Annotated in this window: 19 protein-coding genes; 4 read left to right on the forward strand and 15 right to left on the reverse strand. The window is 40.6% G+C overall.

Annotated elements, in window-relative coordinates; translation table 11 throughout:
• Window positions 1–30: 30 nt before the first annotated feature.
• Complete coding sequence (holA, locus tag CHI10_RS19810) at window positions 31–1,059, reverse strand: DNA polymerase III subunit delta (protein WP_095245895.1); 1,029 nt, start codon at window positions 1,057–1,059, stop codon at window positions 31–33.
• Between the two features lie 298 nt (window positions 1,060–1,357).
• On the opposite strand from holA, the gene CHI10_RS19815 reads away from it, so the two are divergent.
• Window positions 1,358–1,492: a YqzM family protein gene (locus tag CHI10_RS19815; protein ID WP_095245896.1), complete on the forward strand. Its 135-nt coding sequence runs from the start codon at window positions 1,358–1,360 to the stop codon at window positions 1,490–1,492.
• Window positions 1,493–1,618: 126 nt separating this feature from the next.
• Here CHI10_RS19815 and CHI10_RS19820 read toward each other — a convergent pair whose 3' ends face one another.
• The 3 genes from CHI10_RS19820 to CHI10_RS19830 all read right to left on the reverse strand — a co-directional run bounded on the left by CHI10_RS19820 (window position 1,619) and on the right by CHI10_RS19830 (window position 5,314).
• Window positions 1,619–3,946 (reverse strand): DNA internalization-related competence protein ComEC/Rec2, encoded by a 2,328-nt coding sequence (locus CHI10_RS19820; protein ID WP_095245897.1) that lies wholly within the window; start codon window positions 3,944–3,946, stop codon window positions 1,619–1,621.
• Between the two features lie 69 nt (window positions 3,947–4,015).
• Window positions 4,016–4,579: a ComE operon protein 2 gene (locus CHI10_RS19825; protein WP_095245898.1), complete on the reverse strand. Its 564-nt coding sequence runs from the start codon at window positions 4,577–4,579 to the stop codon at window positions 4,016–4,018.
• A gap of 102 nt (window positions 4,580–4,681) precedes the next feature.
• Complete coding sequence (locus CHI10_RS19830; RefSeq protein WP_095245899.1) at window positions 4,682–5,314, reverse strand: helix-hairpin-helix domain-containing protein; 633 nt, start codon at window positions 5,312–5,314, stop codon at window positions 4,682–4,684.
• A gap of 89 nt (window positions 5,315–5,403) precedes the next feature.
• Between CHI10_RS19830 and comER the strand changes: the two genes are divergently transcribed.
• Complete coding sequence (comER, locus tag CHI10_RS19835; RefSeq protein ID WP_095245900.1) at window positions 5,404–6,228, forward strand: late competence protein ComER; 825 nt, start codon at window positions 5,404–5,406, stop codon at window positions 6,226–6,228.
• Between the two features lie 76 nt (window positions 6,229–6,304).
• Here the strand turns inward: comER and CHI10_RS19840 are convergent, their stop codons facing one another.
• From CHI10_RS19840 to CHI10_RS19875, 8 genes are read right to left on the reverse strand one after another with little or no spacing between them, the layout of a single operon-like run.
• Window positions 6,305–7,054 carry a class I SAM-dependent DNA methyltransferase gene (locus CHI10_RS19840; protein WP_095245901.1) on the reverse strand — a complete coding sequence of 250 codons (750 nt, stop codon included), beginning with the start codon at window positions 7,052–7,054 and terminating at the stop codon, window positions 6,305–6,307.
• Window positions 7,051–7,407, reverse strand: coding sequence for a ribosome silencing factor (gene rsfS, locus CHI10_RS19845; RefSeq protein ID WP_095245902.1), 357 nt, complete (start codon window positions 7,405–7,407; stop codon window positions 7,051–7,053). The genes CHI10_RS19840 and rsfS overlap by 4 nt, the downstream gene beginning before the upstream one ends.
• A 4-nt stretch (window positions 7,408–7,411) precedes the next feature.
• A complete protein-coding gene (gene yqeK, locus CHI10_RS19850; RefSeq protein ID WP_095245903.1) occupies window positions 7,412–7,978 on the reverse strand; it encodes a bis(5'-nucleosyl)-tetraphosphatase (symmetrical) YqeK in 567 nt (188 codons plus the stop codon).
• Entirely contained in the window at window positions 7,968–8,537 is a 570-nt protein-coding gene (locus tag CHI10_RS19855; protein ID WP_095245904.1) for a nicotinate-nucleotide adenylyltransferase, read from the reverse strand. Before CHI10_RS19855 ends, yqeK begins: the two co-directional genes overlap by 11 nt.
• A 39-nt stretch (window positions 8,538–8,576) precedes the next feature.
• Window positions 8,577–8,867, reverse strand: a complete 291-nt coding sequence (gene yhbY / locus CHI10_RS19860) for a ribosome assembly RNA-binding protein YhbY (RefSeq protein ID WP_095245905.1) — start codon at window positions 8,865–8,867, stop codon at window positions 8,577–8,579.
• Window positions 8,861–9,700 (reverse strand): shikimate dehydrogenase, encoded by an 840-nt coding sequence (gene aroE / locus CHI10_RS19865; protein WP_095245906.1) that lies wholly within the window; start codon window positions 9,698–9,700, stop codon window positions 8,861–8,863. Before aroE ends, yhbY begins: the two co-directional genes overlap by 7 nt.
• A 46-nt stretch (window positions 9,701–9,746) precedes the next feature.
• On the reverse strand, window positions 9,747–10,853 hold the full coding sequence (gene yqeH, locus CHI10_RS19870; protein ID WP_095245907.1) for a ribosome biogenesis GTPase YqeH: 1,107 nt from the start codon (window positions 10,851–10,853) through the stop codon (window positions 9,747–9,749).
• Between the two features lie 3 nt (window positions 10,854–10,856).
• Window positions 10,857–11,372, reverse strand: a complete 516-nt coding sequence (locus CHI10_RS19875; protein WP_095245908.1) for a YqeG family HAD IIIA-type phosphatase — start codon at window positions 11,370–11,372, stop codon at window positions 10,857–10,859.
• A 529-nt stretch (window positions 11,373–11,901) separates the two neighbouring features.
• Here CHI10_RS19875 and CHI10_RS19880 point away from each other — a divergent pair.
• Window positions 11,902–12,042 (forward strand): sporulation histidine kinase inhibitor Sda, encoded by a 141-nt coding sequence (locus CHI10_RS19880; protein WP_035331211.1) that lies wholly within the window; start codon window positions 11,902–11,904, stop codon window positions 12,040–12,042.
• 71 nt (window positions 12,043–12,113) lie between these two features.
• Here CHI10_RS19880 and CHI10_RS19885 read toward each other — a convergent pair whose 3' ends face one another.
• On the reverse strand, window positions 12,114–12,890 hold the full coding sequence (locus CHI10_RS19885) for a phosphatidylserine decarboxylase (RefSeq protein WP_095245909.1): 777 nt from the start codon (window positions 12,888–12,890) through the stop codon (window positions 12,114–12,116).
• 270 nt (window positions 12,891–13,160) lie between these two features.
• On the opposite strand from CHI10_RS19885, the gene pssA reads away from it, so the two are divergent.
• Window positions 13,161–13,700 carry a CDP-diacylglycerol--serine O-phosphatidyltransferase gene (gene pssA, locus CHI10_RS19895; protein WP_095245911.1) on the forward strand — a complete coding sequence of 180 codons (540 nt, stop codon included), beginning with the start codon at window positions 13,161–13,163 and terminating at the stop codon, window positions 13,698–13,700.
• Window positions 13,701–13,738: 38 nt separating this feature from the next.
• Here pssA and CHI10_RS19900 read toward each other — a convergent pair whose 3' ends face one another.
• Window positions 13,739–15,538 carry a M3 family oligoendopeptidase gene (locus tag CHI10_RS19900; RefSeq protein ID WP_095245942.1) on the reverse strand — a complete coding sequence of 600 codons (1,800 nt, stop codon included), beginning with the start codon at window positions 15,536–15,538 and terminating at the stop codon, window positions 13,739–13,741.
• A 124-nt stretch (window positions 15,539–15,662) separates the two neighbouring features.
• Window positions 15,663–15,815, reverse strand: coding sequence for a hypothetical protein (locus tag CHI10_RS22495; RefSeq protein ID WP_174749532.1), 153 nt, complete (start codon window positions 15,813–15,815; stop codon window positions 15,663–15,665).
• Window positions 15,816–16,059 lie beyond the last annotated feature (244 nt).

Genomic DNA, 16,059 nt, shown 5'->3' on the forward strand with positions numbered 1-16,059 from the left:
AATTGCGGACCGCTTTTTTTATTAAGGATTTTATCTGAGTGCCTGACTTTGCAGACGAAACAGGAACATTTCAATCAGCATGGTTTTATTCATGCCTCCTGTTTTCATTTGGTAATCTGCATCAGCAAGCAAGCTTATGATCGCTGCCAGTTCTTCGTCTGCAAACAGCTGAGCCTGTCCGGCCGCCAGCTTTACCCGGAAAGGATGAATCTTTAAATAGCCGGCAATCTGCTGCTGGCCGTAGCCTCTCCTGGCAAGCTCCTTCACCTGATAAATCAATCTAAACTGCCCTGTAATAACAGATAAAATCTTAATGGGCTCTTCATTTTGCTTTAATAAATCATAATAAATTCTCAGGGCTTCTTCTATTTTGCGGTGAACCACCTTATCCACAAGGGAAAAAATGTTTTGCTCTAAAGACCGTGATACCATTTTTTCTGCCATCTGTTCATCTATCCGCTTTGTGTCATTCGCATATAGGGCTAATTTATCGATCTCGTTGGTCAGTATAAACAGGTTGGCGCCTGCCAATGTCAAAATCAGCTCAACAGCCGATTCATCAATCTGCACACCATTCAATGCTGCACGTTCCCTGATCCAGGCTTTCAATTCACCTTCATTTAATTTCTTGGCTTCAAGTACTGCAGCCGTTTTTTTCAATTGTTTGGTTATTTTTTTCCGATCATCGAGTTTTTCTGCCGATGAGGAAAATACCACCACTGAATATGGGGCAGGCTCTTTAATATAGGCTTCAAGCTTAGCCAGGTTATGCTCCTGTTTAGCTTTCGATTTCTCTGACGTTAAAAAAACCGGGTTATGTAAAAAGATCAGTCTTCTTTCACCCATAAAAGGAAATGTCTCCGCATCTTCAAGCGCTGTATCAATGGGGGTTTCCTCAAGGTCATAAGAGGATAAATTAAAATCAGCTTCTTCTTCACTTAGCACATTGCTGATCAGAAGCTGCTTCGTTTCGTTTATAAGATATGGTTCTGTTCCGTATAATAAATAAATAGGAGCAAAACTTTTCGCTTTAATTCTGTTCCAAATATCAAAAACCAATTTCTTCTCTCCGTTCGCCAAACAATATATTCACTATATATCCTAAAGAAGCGATGGCAATTTGACAAGACATAAGAAATTGGCGCCCAAATGAACGCCAATTTCCAATCTATATAGAACGCTGCATCCCTGAGGCCCGGGTAACTCAGGAAGCTGCGGTGCACCTTTGTTTGTTATTTTCCCCATGATGTTTCGTCATATTTGTGACAACTCCTGCTAATGCAGGAAAAGGGCAGGCGAACTCTAGATTTTTTTATTTGAATGACTTATACTATATAGGAAATAGGAGGGGTAGACTGTGAACGAATTTGAAAAGGACGTCCAAAGCAAACGTAATGATGCAATCGACTCTGGTGTAGGATTCATCGTATCATTCGGTTTCTTCGCAACGTTATTTATTATTGCAACAGTCATTAAATTTTTAGGAGCTTAATGGCTACATACAGTAATGTGTCACAATACTGCTGACACGTTGAGGCTGCCTCAGCAGCCTCTTTTTTTTGAGCGGAGTTTCGATAAAGCACTATCAAGTCTGGAACCTGATGCTTTCTAACATATACTATGGAAGCTGCACTGAAAAGGTTCCTGAATCCCCTTTAAAAAAATAGGTAATTGCCCCTTGCCTATCGGTTCTCAATACTTTGACATTATAGTCATTCAGCCTGCTCATTACAACATTATGAGGATGCCCATACCTGTTGTTCCTGCCTGCAGAAATAACTCCAATCCGCGGCTTCACTCCAGCAAGAAATAAATCTGTTGAGGAAGTTTTGCTTCCATGATGTGCAATTTTCACTACATCAGCTTTCAACTTAGGATAAGACTTTATGAGCTGGCCTTCCCCCTGTTCCTCCAAATCTCCGGTAAACAGCCAGTTTAACCCTCCCACTTTGGCAAAAAGGACAATAGATCCATCATTTTTCCCCACACCGTCCCCCATCTCCCCTCCAAACGGGGACAAAACCTGAAATACGGAATCTCCTTTGAGCCAGCTATCTCCGGCTTTAGTGAACAAGATTTCACTTTTGCTATTTTCAGCCTGTACAATCAAATCCTTTTCAGCCTCCGAGAACTCAGCTCCCTGCGGAAACACAACGGACTTTACCTTCATTTCCTTCAGAACAGCTGATGCTCCGCCAATGTGGTCCATATCCCCGTGAGTGAGAAAAAATTTGTCTATTTTACTGATCCCTTTGCTTTTCAGAAAAGGCACTACTGTGTCCTTTCCTGTTTCATATGGATCGCTACGCATCTTCCAGTCCTCAGTTTGAAACATAAGCGCACCTCCTGCATCTATCAAATAATTCCCTCTCCCATACGGAAGCTTTATCAGGATGCTGTCACCCTGCCCCACATCAATAAATGTAATTTCACCCGCTGGTGTAAACACATTTGAAAAATAATGAATGACTATCGCAAGAATAGGAAGCACACCGTTCTTAATAATAGCTTTTTTGTTTTTTGATCTTTCCCAGCCGGCAAAGAATACGGGAATGAGAAAAAGATAAATGATCAGCATTAAAGGGGCTGGCCTGCCAAGAATAAGGGTCGAATTAGGAATGGCGGCAAGCATTTCAGCAATCCAATTAAGAAAAACGATCATTTTTTCCAATACATGGAGTAAGAAATCTACCCTTCCTCCTGTTATTAAATCAAAAATAAATAAAATTAATACCACAGGCAGGACTATGGAAGAATACAACGGCACAAAGATCAGATTGGCAATTATGGAAATAACCGATACCTCATAAAAATGCCAAAGGAGGATCGGAATGGCCGCTATCTGGCAAATAAGAGAAACAGACAGGAGGGCAGCGAGAGGATGAGTAAATTTTTTGAGTATGGCTGGAGCTGAGAGAATAAGCGATAAGGCCACAGCAAAAGACAGCTGAAACCCGGCATTATAGATAATAAAAGGGGAGATAAAAAGGTAGCCGGCAAACACAATGGAGATAACATCAGCTAATTGAACAGGAGCCTTCAGCTTCTTTGCCATTAAAACCAGAAGCATCATAAACACAGCCCGCAGTACAGATGGCGCAGCCCCTGTAAGTATTGCATATACCGGCAAAACCATTATAAGGATGCTGGTCATTTTTTCTCTGGTGATCCCGGCACGTACTCCGGCAAGAAAAAACATCCCAGCAAGCATTCCTACATGAAGTCCGGATATTGCAAGCAAATGGATAATTCCGATTTTCTGATAAGTAGCGATAATATCTTCATCAATAAAATTCCGATTCCCAAAGACAAGTGCGATTGAAAGTGGAGCTGTCTGTTCAGGGAAATGCTCTAAAATATGATTTGTGCCCATCTCCCTCATTTTTAAAACTGGTAATGTGATGCGGCTTTTATGGTATGTGCAATCAGAGAGGTTTAACTGTTTCAATTCGAGGATCCAAAAGATACTATTGTGGTTTAAGTAATCCTTGTAGCTGAAGGAATTTGGATTTGTAGTTGTTGGAGGAGTCTGTAAGGTGCCATTAACCCGGCATGTCATTCCTATCTTCAGATGGTCTGATAGGATTTTTTGTTCTGTTTCGGAGTTGATTTTATACCTGGCAGCCAGCTTTTCCTTTTTATCAGTCAATTCAATTAAGACTGTGAGAATGTCCCCATCTATCTTCACTGAATCAGACAGGATAATTTCAAAATCACCCTCATTTCCTGTAAGGCTTGTCCTGTTATATTCTGCCGCTAATTCACTCCTTATGATTAAGGCAAGGTAAATCAAAATAAGGATAGTCATGGTCTTTTTAGTCAAGATATTTCTTTTTAAAAGGAAAAGGACAAGAAGAGAAAAAATGATAGCAATTGCCGGATGAAGTAATGATGTCAAATTCCCCAGGAGTGAGGCAGCAGCTGCGTATATCCATCTGCCTTTCATATCATTTGCTCCTTTAGTTATTTTAAAGGAGCAGCACCTTATCATTGAAGGTGCCGCTGCTTCAATGGATTAATTTTGAAAAAGTTTGTCCTTTTTTTCTTTATAGCTTTTCATAATGTCCTGATTTTTACCGCTTTTTTCAAGCTCATTGATTAAATCCTCTATAAAATCACGTTTTTCCTGTATGCTGTCATCGAAGGATACTTTTTCAGCCGCCACATGGACAGTTTTCACACCAGCCTTCTCAAAGAGTTCAATTCCATAAGGGTGATTTTTATAGTCCTGTGCGTAGTAAACTGTTTTAATTCCCGCCTGTATAATTGCTTTGCAGCATTGAAGGCACGGAAAATGAGTTACATATATTTCTGCATCACTTGTCGGCACCCCAAATTTTGCACACTGTAAAATCGCATTCATTTCCGCATGAATGGTCCTGACACAATGGTTATCAATAACATAGCAGCCATCATCAACACAATGTTCACCGCCGGCAATTGATCCATTGTAGCCGCCTGCAATGATTCTCTTATCCCTTACAATGGTTGCTCCGACAGCAAGTCTTGTACATGTGCTCCTCAAAGCAAGCAAATGGCTTTGTGCCATAAAATATTGGTTCCAGGAAATCCGGTCCATCTGTCTCTCCCCTTTACACAGGCATATATGCCCTGAATTAAAATATAGCTTTTTCTCTCAATAAGTGTAAGCCTCAAGCTTGTGCAGGTCAATGGAATGAAATTAGTTTACACTAATATGCTCTTTGAGTTTTTCAAAGGTTTTATCCCCTATCCCTGAAATTAATTTCAAATCCTCAATATCCTTATAGGGTCCATTTGTATCACGGTGTTCAATTATCGCTGCAGCCTTAGAAGGCCCTATCCCCGGCAATGTCTGTAATTCTGTTTCATCCGCCCCGTTTAAATTTACCTTTCCGCTATCCTGTTGTCCTTTAACCTCGACATTTCCGGCTCCCGCCCGGGCCTCTTCAAGAATTTCACCCTCTTCCGGAACATATATCACCATTTCATCTGTAATTTTCAGGGCAAAATTAATTTTAGTGCTATCCGCTTTTTCCGTCAGTCCCCCTGCTTTTTCCAGCAGGTCTATTACCCTTTCACCCTCTTTTGCTTCATATACTCCCGGTTTTTTTACTGCTCCTTTAATATCTGCTTTCATCGTCTGCATCACCTGTTCAGCCTGCATATCACCTGCTGTTTCTTTACCTTCTTCTTCGTTCAAAGAAATTGACTGTTCAATCTCTGGAAATACCTCAGTCTCCTGAACGGGCATTAAAAAATAATAGAGGAGTGCAGCCAATGCAACCGCACCTCCTGCAAAGAAAAATTTATAGGCTTTTATCCATTCGGGCACTATGGATCCATCCTTTCTTTTTGGAATAAATGTTTTTTTGATACATATCGTTATATGAGAGAGCCTGCTTTCAAAGGAGGGATGTAGCATTGAAAATCGGAATCATCGGCACAGGTAATATGGGGAGAATTTTGACCGAGGCCTTCCTTGATGGGGGAGCCGTTTCCCCGGCCTCCATGACGATAACCAATCGGACAGTGGCAAAAGCAATGAAAATAAAGGAAAAACATCATGAAATTACCGTTGTAAATAATGCAAGAGAGGCCGCACATCGTTCTTCGCTGATCTTTATTTGTGTAAAGCCCCATGATGTGTATAATGTCGTTCAGGATATTTTGCCGTTCCTGTCAGAAGATAAATGTGTAGTGTCCATAACCAGCCCCATTAGTGTAAAACAGCTTGAATCAATTGTGCCTTGTTCAGCGGCGAGGGCGATTCCAAGCATTACTAACCGGGCCTTATCAGGGGTGTCTTTATTATCATTCGGTGAACAATGCAGCGAACAATGGAAAGGGGAACTTAACAGGCTTTTTGAAAGTATCTCCACACCTGTTTTTATAGAGGAAGCGATTACCAGGGTTTCTTCGGATATTGTCAGCTGCGGACCTGCCTTTTTCAGCTACTTGACACAGCGCTTCATCAATGCCGCAGTTGCGGAAACGGAGATTGATAATGAAACAGCTACAAAGCTTGCAGGAGAAATGCTGATCGGGCTTGGGGAATTACTGAAAAAGGGTTTTTATACATTACCTACATTGCAGGAGAAGGTATGTGTCAAAGGAGGAATTACAGGAGAGGGAATTAAAATTCTTGAAAGCGAGCTCGGCAGTGTATTTGAACACTTATTCCAGGCGACACATTCCAAGTTTGACGAAGATCTTGTCGAAGTAAAAAAGCAGTATTCTCTCCATTAGCTATTCGATGTTAATGGAAATAATCCTTCACTATTTTAAAAAAACAGCCGGAAAAATTGAACCGGCTGTTTTTATATTAGTCCTTTTTCTTTGCAATAAAGATGATTCGTTCAGCCTGGCTGTCTGGAGGTCCTTCTTTAAAGTCTCCTGAAACGTCAACAAGGTCAAAACCGCATTCCTCAAGCCAGCTTTTATATTGGTCAATAGGATAAGTGCGCTGCAAATGCAGTTCGTCATAGCGGTCATACTTTCCTGTTTTTTCGTCCTGAACAAAAAATGAAAGATCGTGCTCTACAGAATTAGGGTATTCGCCCTGAAAGCTGTGCCAGATATATGAAATTTCCTCGTCATTTTCAGCAAAGGTCTGGTTCATAAATATCTGCATGATTTTATAAATGGAATGAACATCAAAAATAAATAGACCATCGTTTTTTAAATAGCTATGGACCCGCCGGAAGGTGTTTTTTACATCTGATTCCGTCTCCAGATAATTCAAAGAATCACAAAATATGCCAATGATATCAAATTCACTAAACCCTTCAAGCTCTGCCATGTTCTGCAGGTAAAAGGGGATTTGCAGACCTTTCTGCTCCGCCTTTGAATGGGCTACAGCCAGCATATCCTCTGATAAATCCACACCGGTTACCTCATAGCCCTGTTCACTAAACCTTATGGAAAGCTGCCCTGTACCGCATGCAAGATCCAGCAATTGTTTGCCTGTAACATTAAATTCCACATGCTTTTCATTGATCAATTTAATCCAGCTGTCATAAGGAACATCTTCCATCAGCCTGTCATAGAGATAAGCGAACTTACCGTAGCTCATTGGTTAAGAATGCCCTGAACGTTTTCGACCGGGGCATCTCCCCAGAGTCTTTCAAGATTATAGTAGCTTCTTTCATCCTTATGGAAAATATGTGCAACGATATCACCCATATCTACCAGAATCCACCTTGCTTCATCGAAGCCTTCCATTCGCTTAACCGTAAACCCTTGTTCTTCAGATTTTTCTTTCATTTCCCGAGCAATGGCTTGCACTTGTTTATCAGAATTTCCGTGGCAAATAACAAAGTAGTCCGAAATCAGGGAAATCCCCTTCATATTTAGAACCGTTATATCTTCTGCACGTTTATCATCCGCTGCTTTTACTGCCGTCATCAGCATAGTATTTTCTTTCATTTAATCAATCCTCCTTATTTATTACAAGGTCATTATAAGTTTCGAAGGAAGCCGGAAAAACAGGCTGCCCTTTTTTCATTAAAAACATAATGGTATTTTGGACAGATTTTATTAAAGCCTTGTTCAAGTTGGTCTGTGCTAAATCACGCACTTCGTCAACTCCGGGAAAATGCCTTCCAGGTTCAATATAATCTGCTAGATAAATGATCTTTTCAAGAAGTGCCATTCCCGGCCTCCCTGAAGTATGATATCTTATTGCATCCAAAACCTCTTTATCATGCATTCCAGCTTCTTTCTCAGCCAAATAAGCACCGACAGGAGCATGCCAAAGTTCACTATTGTAATCCAAAAGCTCGGCTGGCATACCAGTCTTAATGATAATTTCCCTCATTTCTTCCTTAGGGCGAAACTTAGCATAATCATGAAAAATGGCTGCCAGTTCAGCTTTTTTACTATCAGCGCCATATTTCTCTGCAAGTTTAATGGCTGTTTCCATCACCCCGACTGTATGAAGGTAGCGATGTTCAGTCAGCTGCTCCTTTACAATAGCCAGAGCTTTTTCACGATTCATATAAATGATTCTCCTTTATATAACTCCTTATAGAATCCGGTACCAGATATCGTATAGTACCGCCTTCCTTTACACGGCTTCTGATCATACTTGAGGAGATCCCCATTTCAGGAACGCCAGCAGAAAGAATTGGATACGGAGTCTGCAAATTGTAAGATGGCCGCCTTACTCCTATAAAGGTAATCAATTCAAGAAGTTTGTCAATGTTATGCCACTTGGGCAAATATTCAACCATGTCAGCTCCAATAATAAAATAAAATTGCTTTTGAGGATAGTGTTCCTTCAAAATCCTGATCGTATCGTAGGTAAATGAAGGACCTTCCCGCTCCAGCTCAATTAACTCTAATTTAAAGCCTGGATGATTCTGCAATGCGAGTTTCAGCATTTCTATTCGATCACTGCTGCTGACATGATCTGACCTCTTTTTATGGGGAGGCTCATGGTTCGGCATAAACCATACTTCATCCAAACCATGGGAAGACATTACCTCATTTGCAATAATGAGATGGCCTAAATGAGGCGGATTAAAGGTCCCTCCAAGTATGCCTACCTTTTCCATTTACACTCCTCCATACAATCAGTTTAATTTTCCCGAAGCTTACGGCAAGTTGATTTGTTTGTTTTCTTTTGATTCTTTGTATAAAACAATAATATTCCCGATGATTTGGACAACATCAGCCTTCGCGCCTTCTGACAGCTGCTGTGCCACCACATCTCTGTCTTCTTCACAGTTTTGAAGGACTGAAACCTTTAATAACTCACGGGCTTCCAGTGCTTCTCCTACTTGTTTAATCATATTTTCATTAACCCCGCCCTTTCCCACTTGGAAAATAGGGTTTAAATGGTGCGCTTTTGATCGCAACAAACGCTTTTGCTTTCCTGTTAGCATAATAATCCTCCCAGCTGATTTAAAACCTTTTGTCTCATTCTTTCAATGTCAGGCTCAATGCCAGTCCACATTTCAAAAGCAAGAGCCCCCTGATAAACGAACATATCAATACCATTCTGAATTCCGGCGCCCATTACGGCAGCTTCCTTTAAAAGCCTGGTTTGCAGCGGATTATAAATGATATCACTAACAAAGGCTCCAGGCTTAAGCTTATGTACCGAAAGCGGGCTTTGGCCAATTTCCGGATGCATTCCAATTGATGTAGTCTGAACAATTAAATCGTATGTTTCCAGGCTTTCCTCTGCTTCCTGCCGGTTCAGCACACGAGCAGGGACCTCAAAAGGGCAGTCATTCAAAATCTGCTCTGCCCTTTCGGGAGTCCGATTGCAAATGTCCAGAAGCTCCGGGCCCTCTTTAGCAATTGTAAAATAAATGGCTCTCGCAGCTCCGCCTGCCCCCACTATCAGCACTTTTTTCTCATTAATTGATCGGTTTTGATTCAGCAGGCCTTTTACAAATCCCCGTCCATCCGTATTGCAGCCTATTAGCTTACCATCCTGGTTGACCACTGTATTAACTGCCCCAATTGCCTCAGCCAGAGGATCCAGTTCATCTAAAAGAGGAATGATAGCCTCCTTATGGGGTACTGTAACATTAAATCCCTCAATGCCGATTGCCCTGAACCCTTTAACAGCGTCATTCAGATTTCCCCTGGATACATGAAATGGATGATAATGTGCATCAATACTGTAAATCTTAAATAATTCATTGTGCATAGCGGGGGACATTGAATGGGAAATTGGATCCCCAATCACCCCAAACAGCTTTTTCAAAAATCCTCACCCCTTTTGAAAAGCGTAAGCAAATGCAAGTAACAGCCTAAATTAATGACTTCCTTATCATGGCATGGACACCTTTAGGAACATATGCAGCTACTTTGGCCCCACCCTCATTTACCGTTATCCAGCCAAGTCCTGAAAATACTATATCTGTTTTCGGTTCTTTAATTGTGAATTCATGTTTCACAAGCTCCGGGAAGGTTTCCATCTGCTCTATTCTTGGCGGTGTAAGCATCTCTCCCGCATGATTCTCATATAGCTCATCCGCCTTTTCTGTTTTGGTGCGGTGAATATTTAATTCATTGGAGAAATGACAAACAAATGACCGCCGGCCGCCAGCAATATAATCAAACCTGGCCAGTCCGCCAAAAAACAGAGTCTGCTCTTCATTCAGCTGGAAAACCTTAGGTTTAATCTCCTTTTTAGGTGTTATCACCTTTAAATCCCTTTTATCTACATAATGAGCCATCTGATGATGGTTAATTATGCCTGGAGTATCCACCAAAGCCTTTCCATCAGATAGAGGGATCTCGATAATATCCAGAGTCGTTCCTGGGAAGTGGGAAGTAGTGATGACATCGCCCTCACCTGTTACTTCTTTTAATATGCGATTGATGAAAGTGGATTTACCTACATTCGTACATCCTACTACATAAACGTCTTTTCCTTCCCGATAATGATCGATGGCTGCTGCAATTTCATTAATGGAGTACCCTTTTGCAGCACTGGCCAGATACACCTCTTCCGGTTTCAGCCCCAGCTGTTTTGATTCCTGCTTCATCCAGTTAATCAGCTTGTTTGTTTTCACGGACTTTGGAAGCAGGTCAACTTTGTTTCCAACAAGCAGAATTTTATTGCTGCCCACAAAACGGTGAAGACCTGGGAGCCAGCTGCCGTTAAAATCAAAAATGTCCACAATCTTCACAATAAGTGCATCACTTTGTCCAATTTCATTCAGGATCTTTAGAAAATCATCATCAGTCAAGCTTACATCCTGAACTTCATTATAGTGCTTCAGCCTGAAACAGCGCTGGCAAATAATCGTTTCCTTCTGCAGAGCTGATTGAGGAGCATAACCTAATTCATCAGGATTCTCTGCCTGAACTTTCACTCCACAGCCTACGCAAACAAATTGTTCTTCACTCACTTTTTAATCCTCCCACTGAATCATGCCTTTTTTTCTGAACCAATTTAAAATCCGTCTCTCTACCAGCCGGTTAAATTTCGTAACAAACCCGTCAGTTTGAGCAACAGGTACGACCAATATAGTATGGAAACCGCTTCTGTTTCCTCCCAGTACATCAGTCAGCAATTGATCTCCAATCACCACTGTTTCTTCTTTTCTCAGTCCCATCTCAGCTAGAGCTCTCCGGAAGGCCCTGCCCATTGGCTTTCTCGCCTGATAAATAAATGGAATATCAAGTGGATGGGAAAAAGCCTTAACGCGATTTTCATTATTATTAGACACAATGGTAACCTTAATATTGCTTTGCTTCATTTCTTCAAACCAGTTAATCAGCTTCGGCGTTGCATTGGGCCTGTCCCATTCAACAAGTGTATTATCCAGGTCCGTGATTATCCCTTTAACTCCCTTTCCCTGTAAACTATGTGGAGTTATTTCAAAAATACTTTTAACATGCTGATTAGGCAAAAAATGCTTTAACACTATATTTACACCTCAATCATTTATTCATATTGTCCGGCAATAGTGTATCTATTGCCCTCAAATTAATCCCGGTCTTAAATGTTAATTAGTGTCTGCAGCCATTCACTAGATAAAACACCGATTTCATCATACCCAATTTCGTCCACTCTTTCAAAATAAAGAATGACGGATTTCAATCAGGCCGTTCTATTTTATACGATTCCACAAAATGGGGAAAGACACTCAAAACTCAGTAAATTTCCACAGAATAGTTGTTAATTAACCTTAAAATAAAAATTTTTCGACAAAAACCAACTGCTCCTCAGCCCTGTGGATAACTTTATGCACATAATCCAATATGATTTTACTACTTTTTCCCTTTTTATAAACAAAATAATCACAGGTTATCCACGGTTTCCTGTGGATAAGAGAACAGTTGTTCTAACCGTTTTAATTTGCTAAAGTAGGGGTACAACATAAAATCTTACATTATATGTATAAAATAATTCTTTTAGAACTGAAATATCAAGTACCTGGAGGTGGGACAGGAATGCGTAAACTGTCAGATGAATTATTAATCGAATCCTATTATAAAGCAAAAGAACTGCAGCTTAGCAAAGACTTCATCCGTTTAATTGAAACAGAAATCCACCGTCGATCACTATCAAACAGAATAAAAGTTACATCATAAAAATGGACAAGCCCTTACTAGGGCTTTTTTTATACTCATATTTAAACACCTGAAATAACTGGTCTTTTCATTCACAACAGGGTTCCAATCCGCTCCCCTACTTTAATTTGAGCAGGGGTCTTAATTGACTTTTCGAGCTGGAATTTCCCCTTCTCAAACAGAAGAATGACAGTAGAGCCAAATGTAAAATAGGCCATTTCCTTTCCTTTTTCAAGCTGGTCCCCTTCATGGGTAAGTTCGATGGAATTTACAAACATAGCACCCACCTTCACAATTGCGATGGCTGAATCACCATGCTTTACTTCAGTTATGCTCCGGAAATTTTTAGAAAGCGTTTCTCTTCCATATTTTAAACCCCATTTGTTAACAGGAAAAGATTTTAACCCCAGAATCCATTGATCTGTTACTTTTCCAGTGACCGGGCTGTGTATCCTGTGGTAGTGGCTCGGACTTAAATAAAAGATCATGTAAGTGCCGCCTGCATATTTCCCTGCTTTATTTGCACCAAGCATCTCAGAGATGGAATAGTTCTTCCCTTTTACCGTAATTATACGATCCTCCCGGATATCCCCAATATCTTCGATTACAGCATCTACAGGACTCACTGCTGAATCAGGGCTCTCATCCGTTACTCGTGCATCTTCTTTCAGCCTTCTAATGAAAAACTCATGAAGTGTTGGATATTCATGCAGTTTTTTTTCCATTTCACTTTCATTAATATTATAAATTCTTGAAAATGAAGGAATGACCCTCCTGCTTAGATTTGATTGTGCAAATTTCTGAAGTATACCGGATGTCCATCTTCCATTTGTCAATTCAATCAGCAGTCGATATACAGGTTTTAACAAAGGAAATGCCCCCTAACTAAATATGTTCTTTACGAACAGGCATAAAAAGCATAGAATAAAATATTATTATATAACATATAAAACTAAGTTTGCCATAGACTTCCCCGGATTTGGCACTTTTTTTATTATTGGCTTCAGTAAAGTTGCGGATTACTTCTATTTCTACCCTTCCCGATAGTTCCCATTTGCCGGAAGACATTAGCACATAGCTGTTAGAAAAACTTCCTAAAGTCTGCAAGCTGTGATTCCCCGTTGCAAGGAGTGTTCGATATGTTTTTTCAGGATGTTCTTGATTTAACCATTAAGAAGCTAAAGGCACAGACAGCCAATATCTTAACTCTGTCTAATTTGTTCTTAGGATGCTTTGCTATTTTATTTTCTATTAACGACAATTTGAAATTGAGTGTGCTGCTTATCTTTATCGCAGCTCTTGCTGACCGATTTGATGGGATGGCAGCACGGAAAATGAATATTGAATCGGAACTAGGAAAGCAGCTCGATTCGATGAGTGACATTATTTCATTTGGAGTTGCACCTGCACTGCTCCTATACACGGGAATACTTTTTGAATTCGGGGCACCCGGCGCCTTCCTGACTGCTCTATATATCGGATGTGGAGCTTTGCGGCTCGCCCGTTTTAACATTAGCGAGAATAACGGCTATTTTACCGGTCTGCCAATAACAGCTTCCGGATGCCTCGCCACTTTATGCTATCTTGCGATCCCGTTTTGGCCTTCACCTATATTCCTTTTCATCATGCTGATACTTTCATTTTTAATGATAAGCCCTTTCAGGGTGAAAAAAATGTAAAAAAGCCGAGCTCAAAATAAGAGCGCGGCTTCTATGTTTTATTTTTCTTCTGTTAATGCCAGGAACTCTTCCACATCATCCATGCATAATTGTACGGCACTTTCCCAGAACTCTGGCTTGGTTAAATCAGCATTTAAATGCTTCATCGCTAAATCTTCAACTGTCATCGATGCAGTATCCTTTAATAATGCTATATATTTTTCTTCATATCCTTTCCCTTCTTTTAGTGCCTGTGCATAGATTCCCAGCGAGAATAAATATCCAAAAGTATATGGGAAATTATAGAATGGGACGCCAGTAATAAAGAAGTGCAGTTTTGAAGCCCAGAAGGAAGGATGATACTCATCAAGTGCGTCTCCATAAGCCTCTTTTTGGGCTGCCGCCATGATGTCATTCAGACGTTCGGCACTCACATTTCCCTGTTTTCTTTCTTCATAGAATCTGGTTTCAAACAGGAATCGAGCATGGATATTCATTAGCAGTGCAACCGATCTTTGAACTTTATCTTCTAATAGTGCCAGTTTCTCTTCTTCTGATCCTGCTTTTTTCACTGCGGCATCAGAGACAATCATTTCTGCAAAAGTAGATGCTGTCTCCGCAACATTCATGGCATAATTTCGATTCAGCAAATGAAGATCTCTCATTGCATAGGTATGAAAACCATGCCCGAGTTCATGTGCAAGAGTAGAAACATTGGATGGTGTCCCTGAGTATGTCATAAAGATTCTTGATTGGCTGTCTTCAGGAAAGTAAGTATGAAAACCGCCTGGCGCCTTTCCTGGACGGTCCTCAGCTTCAATCCACTTTTCTTCAAAGGCTTTTTTAGAAAATAGGGTCATCTCTTCTCCGAAGTGGGCAAACTGCTCAAGGATAAATTCTGCGCCCTCCTGATAGGATAATTTCGTTTCTGACTCGGAGAGCGGCGCATCCAGGTCATACCAGCTTAATTTCTCTAAACCTAAAAGCTTTGCCTTTCTCTCCAAATATTTAACAAGAGGTGCTTTATTACGGGAAATGACATCCCACATTGTCTCAAGGGTTTCTTTTTTCATCCTGTTTAAATCCAGCGGTTCCTTAAGAAAATCATCCCAGCCTCTTAATTTATATACATTTAATCTAAAACCGGCTAAGTGATTTAGGGTCTTGGATAAATAATCGGACTGGCTGCCCCATGATTTTTCCCAGTTAACAAAAACTTCCTTGCGCAGCTTTCGGTCAGGACTTGAAAACTTATTGGCAGCCTGTCCAACTGACAGCTGTTTTATCTCCCCATTTTCAGTGCAGGGAATCTTTATATTTCCTACTATTACGTCATACATCTGGCCCCATCCGTGATACCCATCAACAGCAAGAGCATTAATAACAGTTTCTTCCTCCTGCGAAAGTTTTTCTGAGGCCTTTTCGCGGCGTTCGCTTAATACAAATGAGAGTTCATTTAATTCCTGATCATTTATTATCTGCTCCCATGCACTCTGATTTAAACTTGCCAGCTTCTGATCAAATACAGTTAAAGCATTTTGAAAACCTGCACTCAATTCCGTAGTTGCGCCTCTAAGGTCTTTCGCTTTTTTGTCTTCGGTATTTTGTGCCTGAAGACAGCTGACAAAAGCTCCGGCCTGGCGCACTTTTCTTGCTGTCTGCTGAAACAGCTCAATAATCTTACTTATTTCTGCGGCATCTTCGCTTGAGTTAGAAGGCTCCCAATTATGTATTAGATTAGAGAATGAATCAATATGTTTTCTTGTTTCCTGTAAATGCTGTTTAAATTCAGCTGAACCGCTTCCATCCTTAAAAAAAACATCTAAATCCCACACTGATGAATATGCTGTTGCAGTCATATTATCCCCCCATAAAAAAGTTTCGGCTGCAGAAATATTATACCTTGATTTTTCCGAAATTTCTATAAAATTGCACATTTAAAAGAGCCCATATCATAAGATATGAGCCAACTGCTGGTTATCGCTACCTGAAATAGCCTCCATAATAAGCAAATCCCCCAAAAACAAGCAGCAGAATCAGCAGGACAACTGCGAGGGCCAGCCAGAAACCGCCCCCTCCATAATAACCGCATGGATAAGGAGGGGGAACAGGATAACCGCCGTAACCATAAGGCATAACCAATTACCTCCCTTCACCTTCTATTATTTAAGATATGTAAAAAATGGACAATCGCTTAGGCTTTTGTACTAAATAACTGCTAAAAATCGATGTTTTCTTAGCACCTCTATTTGAACAGTTCATAGAATATACTAGAAGGAATTTTATGGGAGGAGTGTTAAATGAAGATTATCTCAATCTGCAAGAAATGCAAAGGCACAGGCAGCATAACAGCATGTAAATTCTTAAAGAAAACCTGCCC

Source organism: Bacillus sp. 7894-2 (genome assembly GCF_002272225.1).
Lineage (GTDB): Bacteria > Bacillota > Bacilli > Bacillales > Cytobacillaceae > Cytobacillus.

What these genes read in the sequence shown, in the direction of transcription:
- pssA (WP_095245911.1), top strand. Translation starts at nt 13,161, where the DNA reads ATGTTTTTTCAGGATGTTCTTGATTTAACCATTAAGAAGCTAAAGGCA.
- CHI10_RS19855 (WP_095245904.1), bottom strand. Translation starts at nt 8,537, where the DNA reads ATGGAAAAGGTAGGCATACTTGGAGGGACCTTTAATCCGCCTCATTTA.
- CHI10_RS19880 (WP_035331211.1), top strand. Translation starts at nt 11,902, where the DNA reads ATGCGTAAACTGTCAGATGAATTATTAATCGAATCCTATTATAAAGCA.
- CHI10_RS19900 (WP_095245942.1), bottom strand. Translation starts at nt 15,538, where the DNA reads ATGACTGCAACAGCATATTCATCAGTGTGGGATTTAGATGTTTTTTTT.
- yqeK (WP_095245903.1), bottom strand. Translation starts at nt 7,978, where the DNA reads ATGAATCGTGAAAAAGCTCTGGCTATTGTAAAGGAGCAGCTGACTGAA.
- yhbY (WP_095245905.1), bottom strand. Translation starts at nt 8,867, where the DNA reads ATGCTAACAGGAAAGCAAAAGCGTTTGTTGCGATCAAAAGCGCACCAT.
- CHI10_RS22495 (WP_174749532.1), bottom strand. Translation starts at nt 15,815, where the DNA reads ATGCCTTATGGTTACGGCGGTTATCCTGTTCCCCCTCCTTATCCATGC.
- CHI10_RS19820 (WP_095245897.1), bottom strand. Translation starts at nt 3,946, where the DNA reads ATGAAAGGCAGATGGATATACGCAGCTGCTGCCTCACTCCTGGGGAAT.
- CHI10_RS19825 (WP_095245898.1), bottom strand. Translation starts at nt 4,579, where the DNA reads ATGGACCGGATTTCCTGGAACCAATATTTTATGGCACAAAGCCATTTG.
- rsfS (WP_095245902.1), bottom strand. Translation starts at nt 7,407, where the DNA reads ATGAAAGAAAATACTATGCTGATGACGGCAGTAAAAGCAGCGGATGAT.
- CHI10_RS19840 (WP_095245901.1), bottom strand. Translation starts at nt 7,054, where the DNA reads ATGAGCTACGGTAAGTTCGCTTATCTCTATGACAGGCTGATGGAAGAT.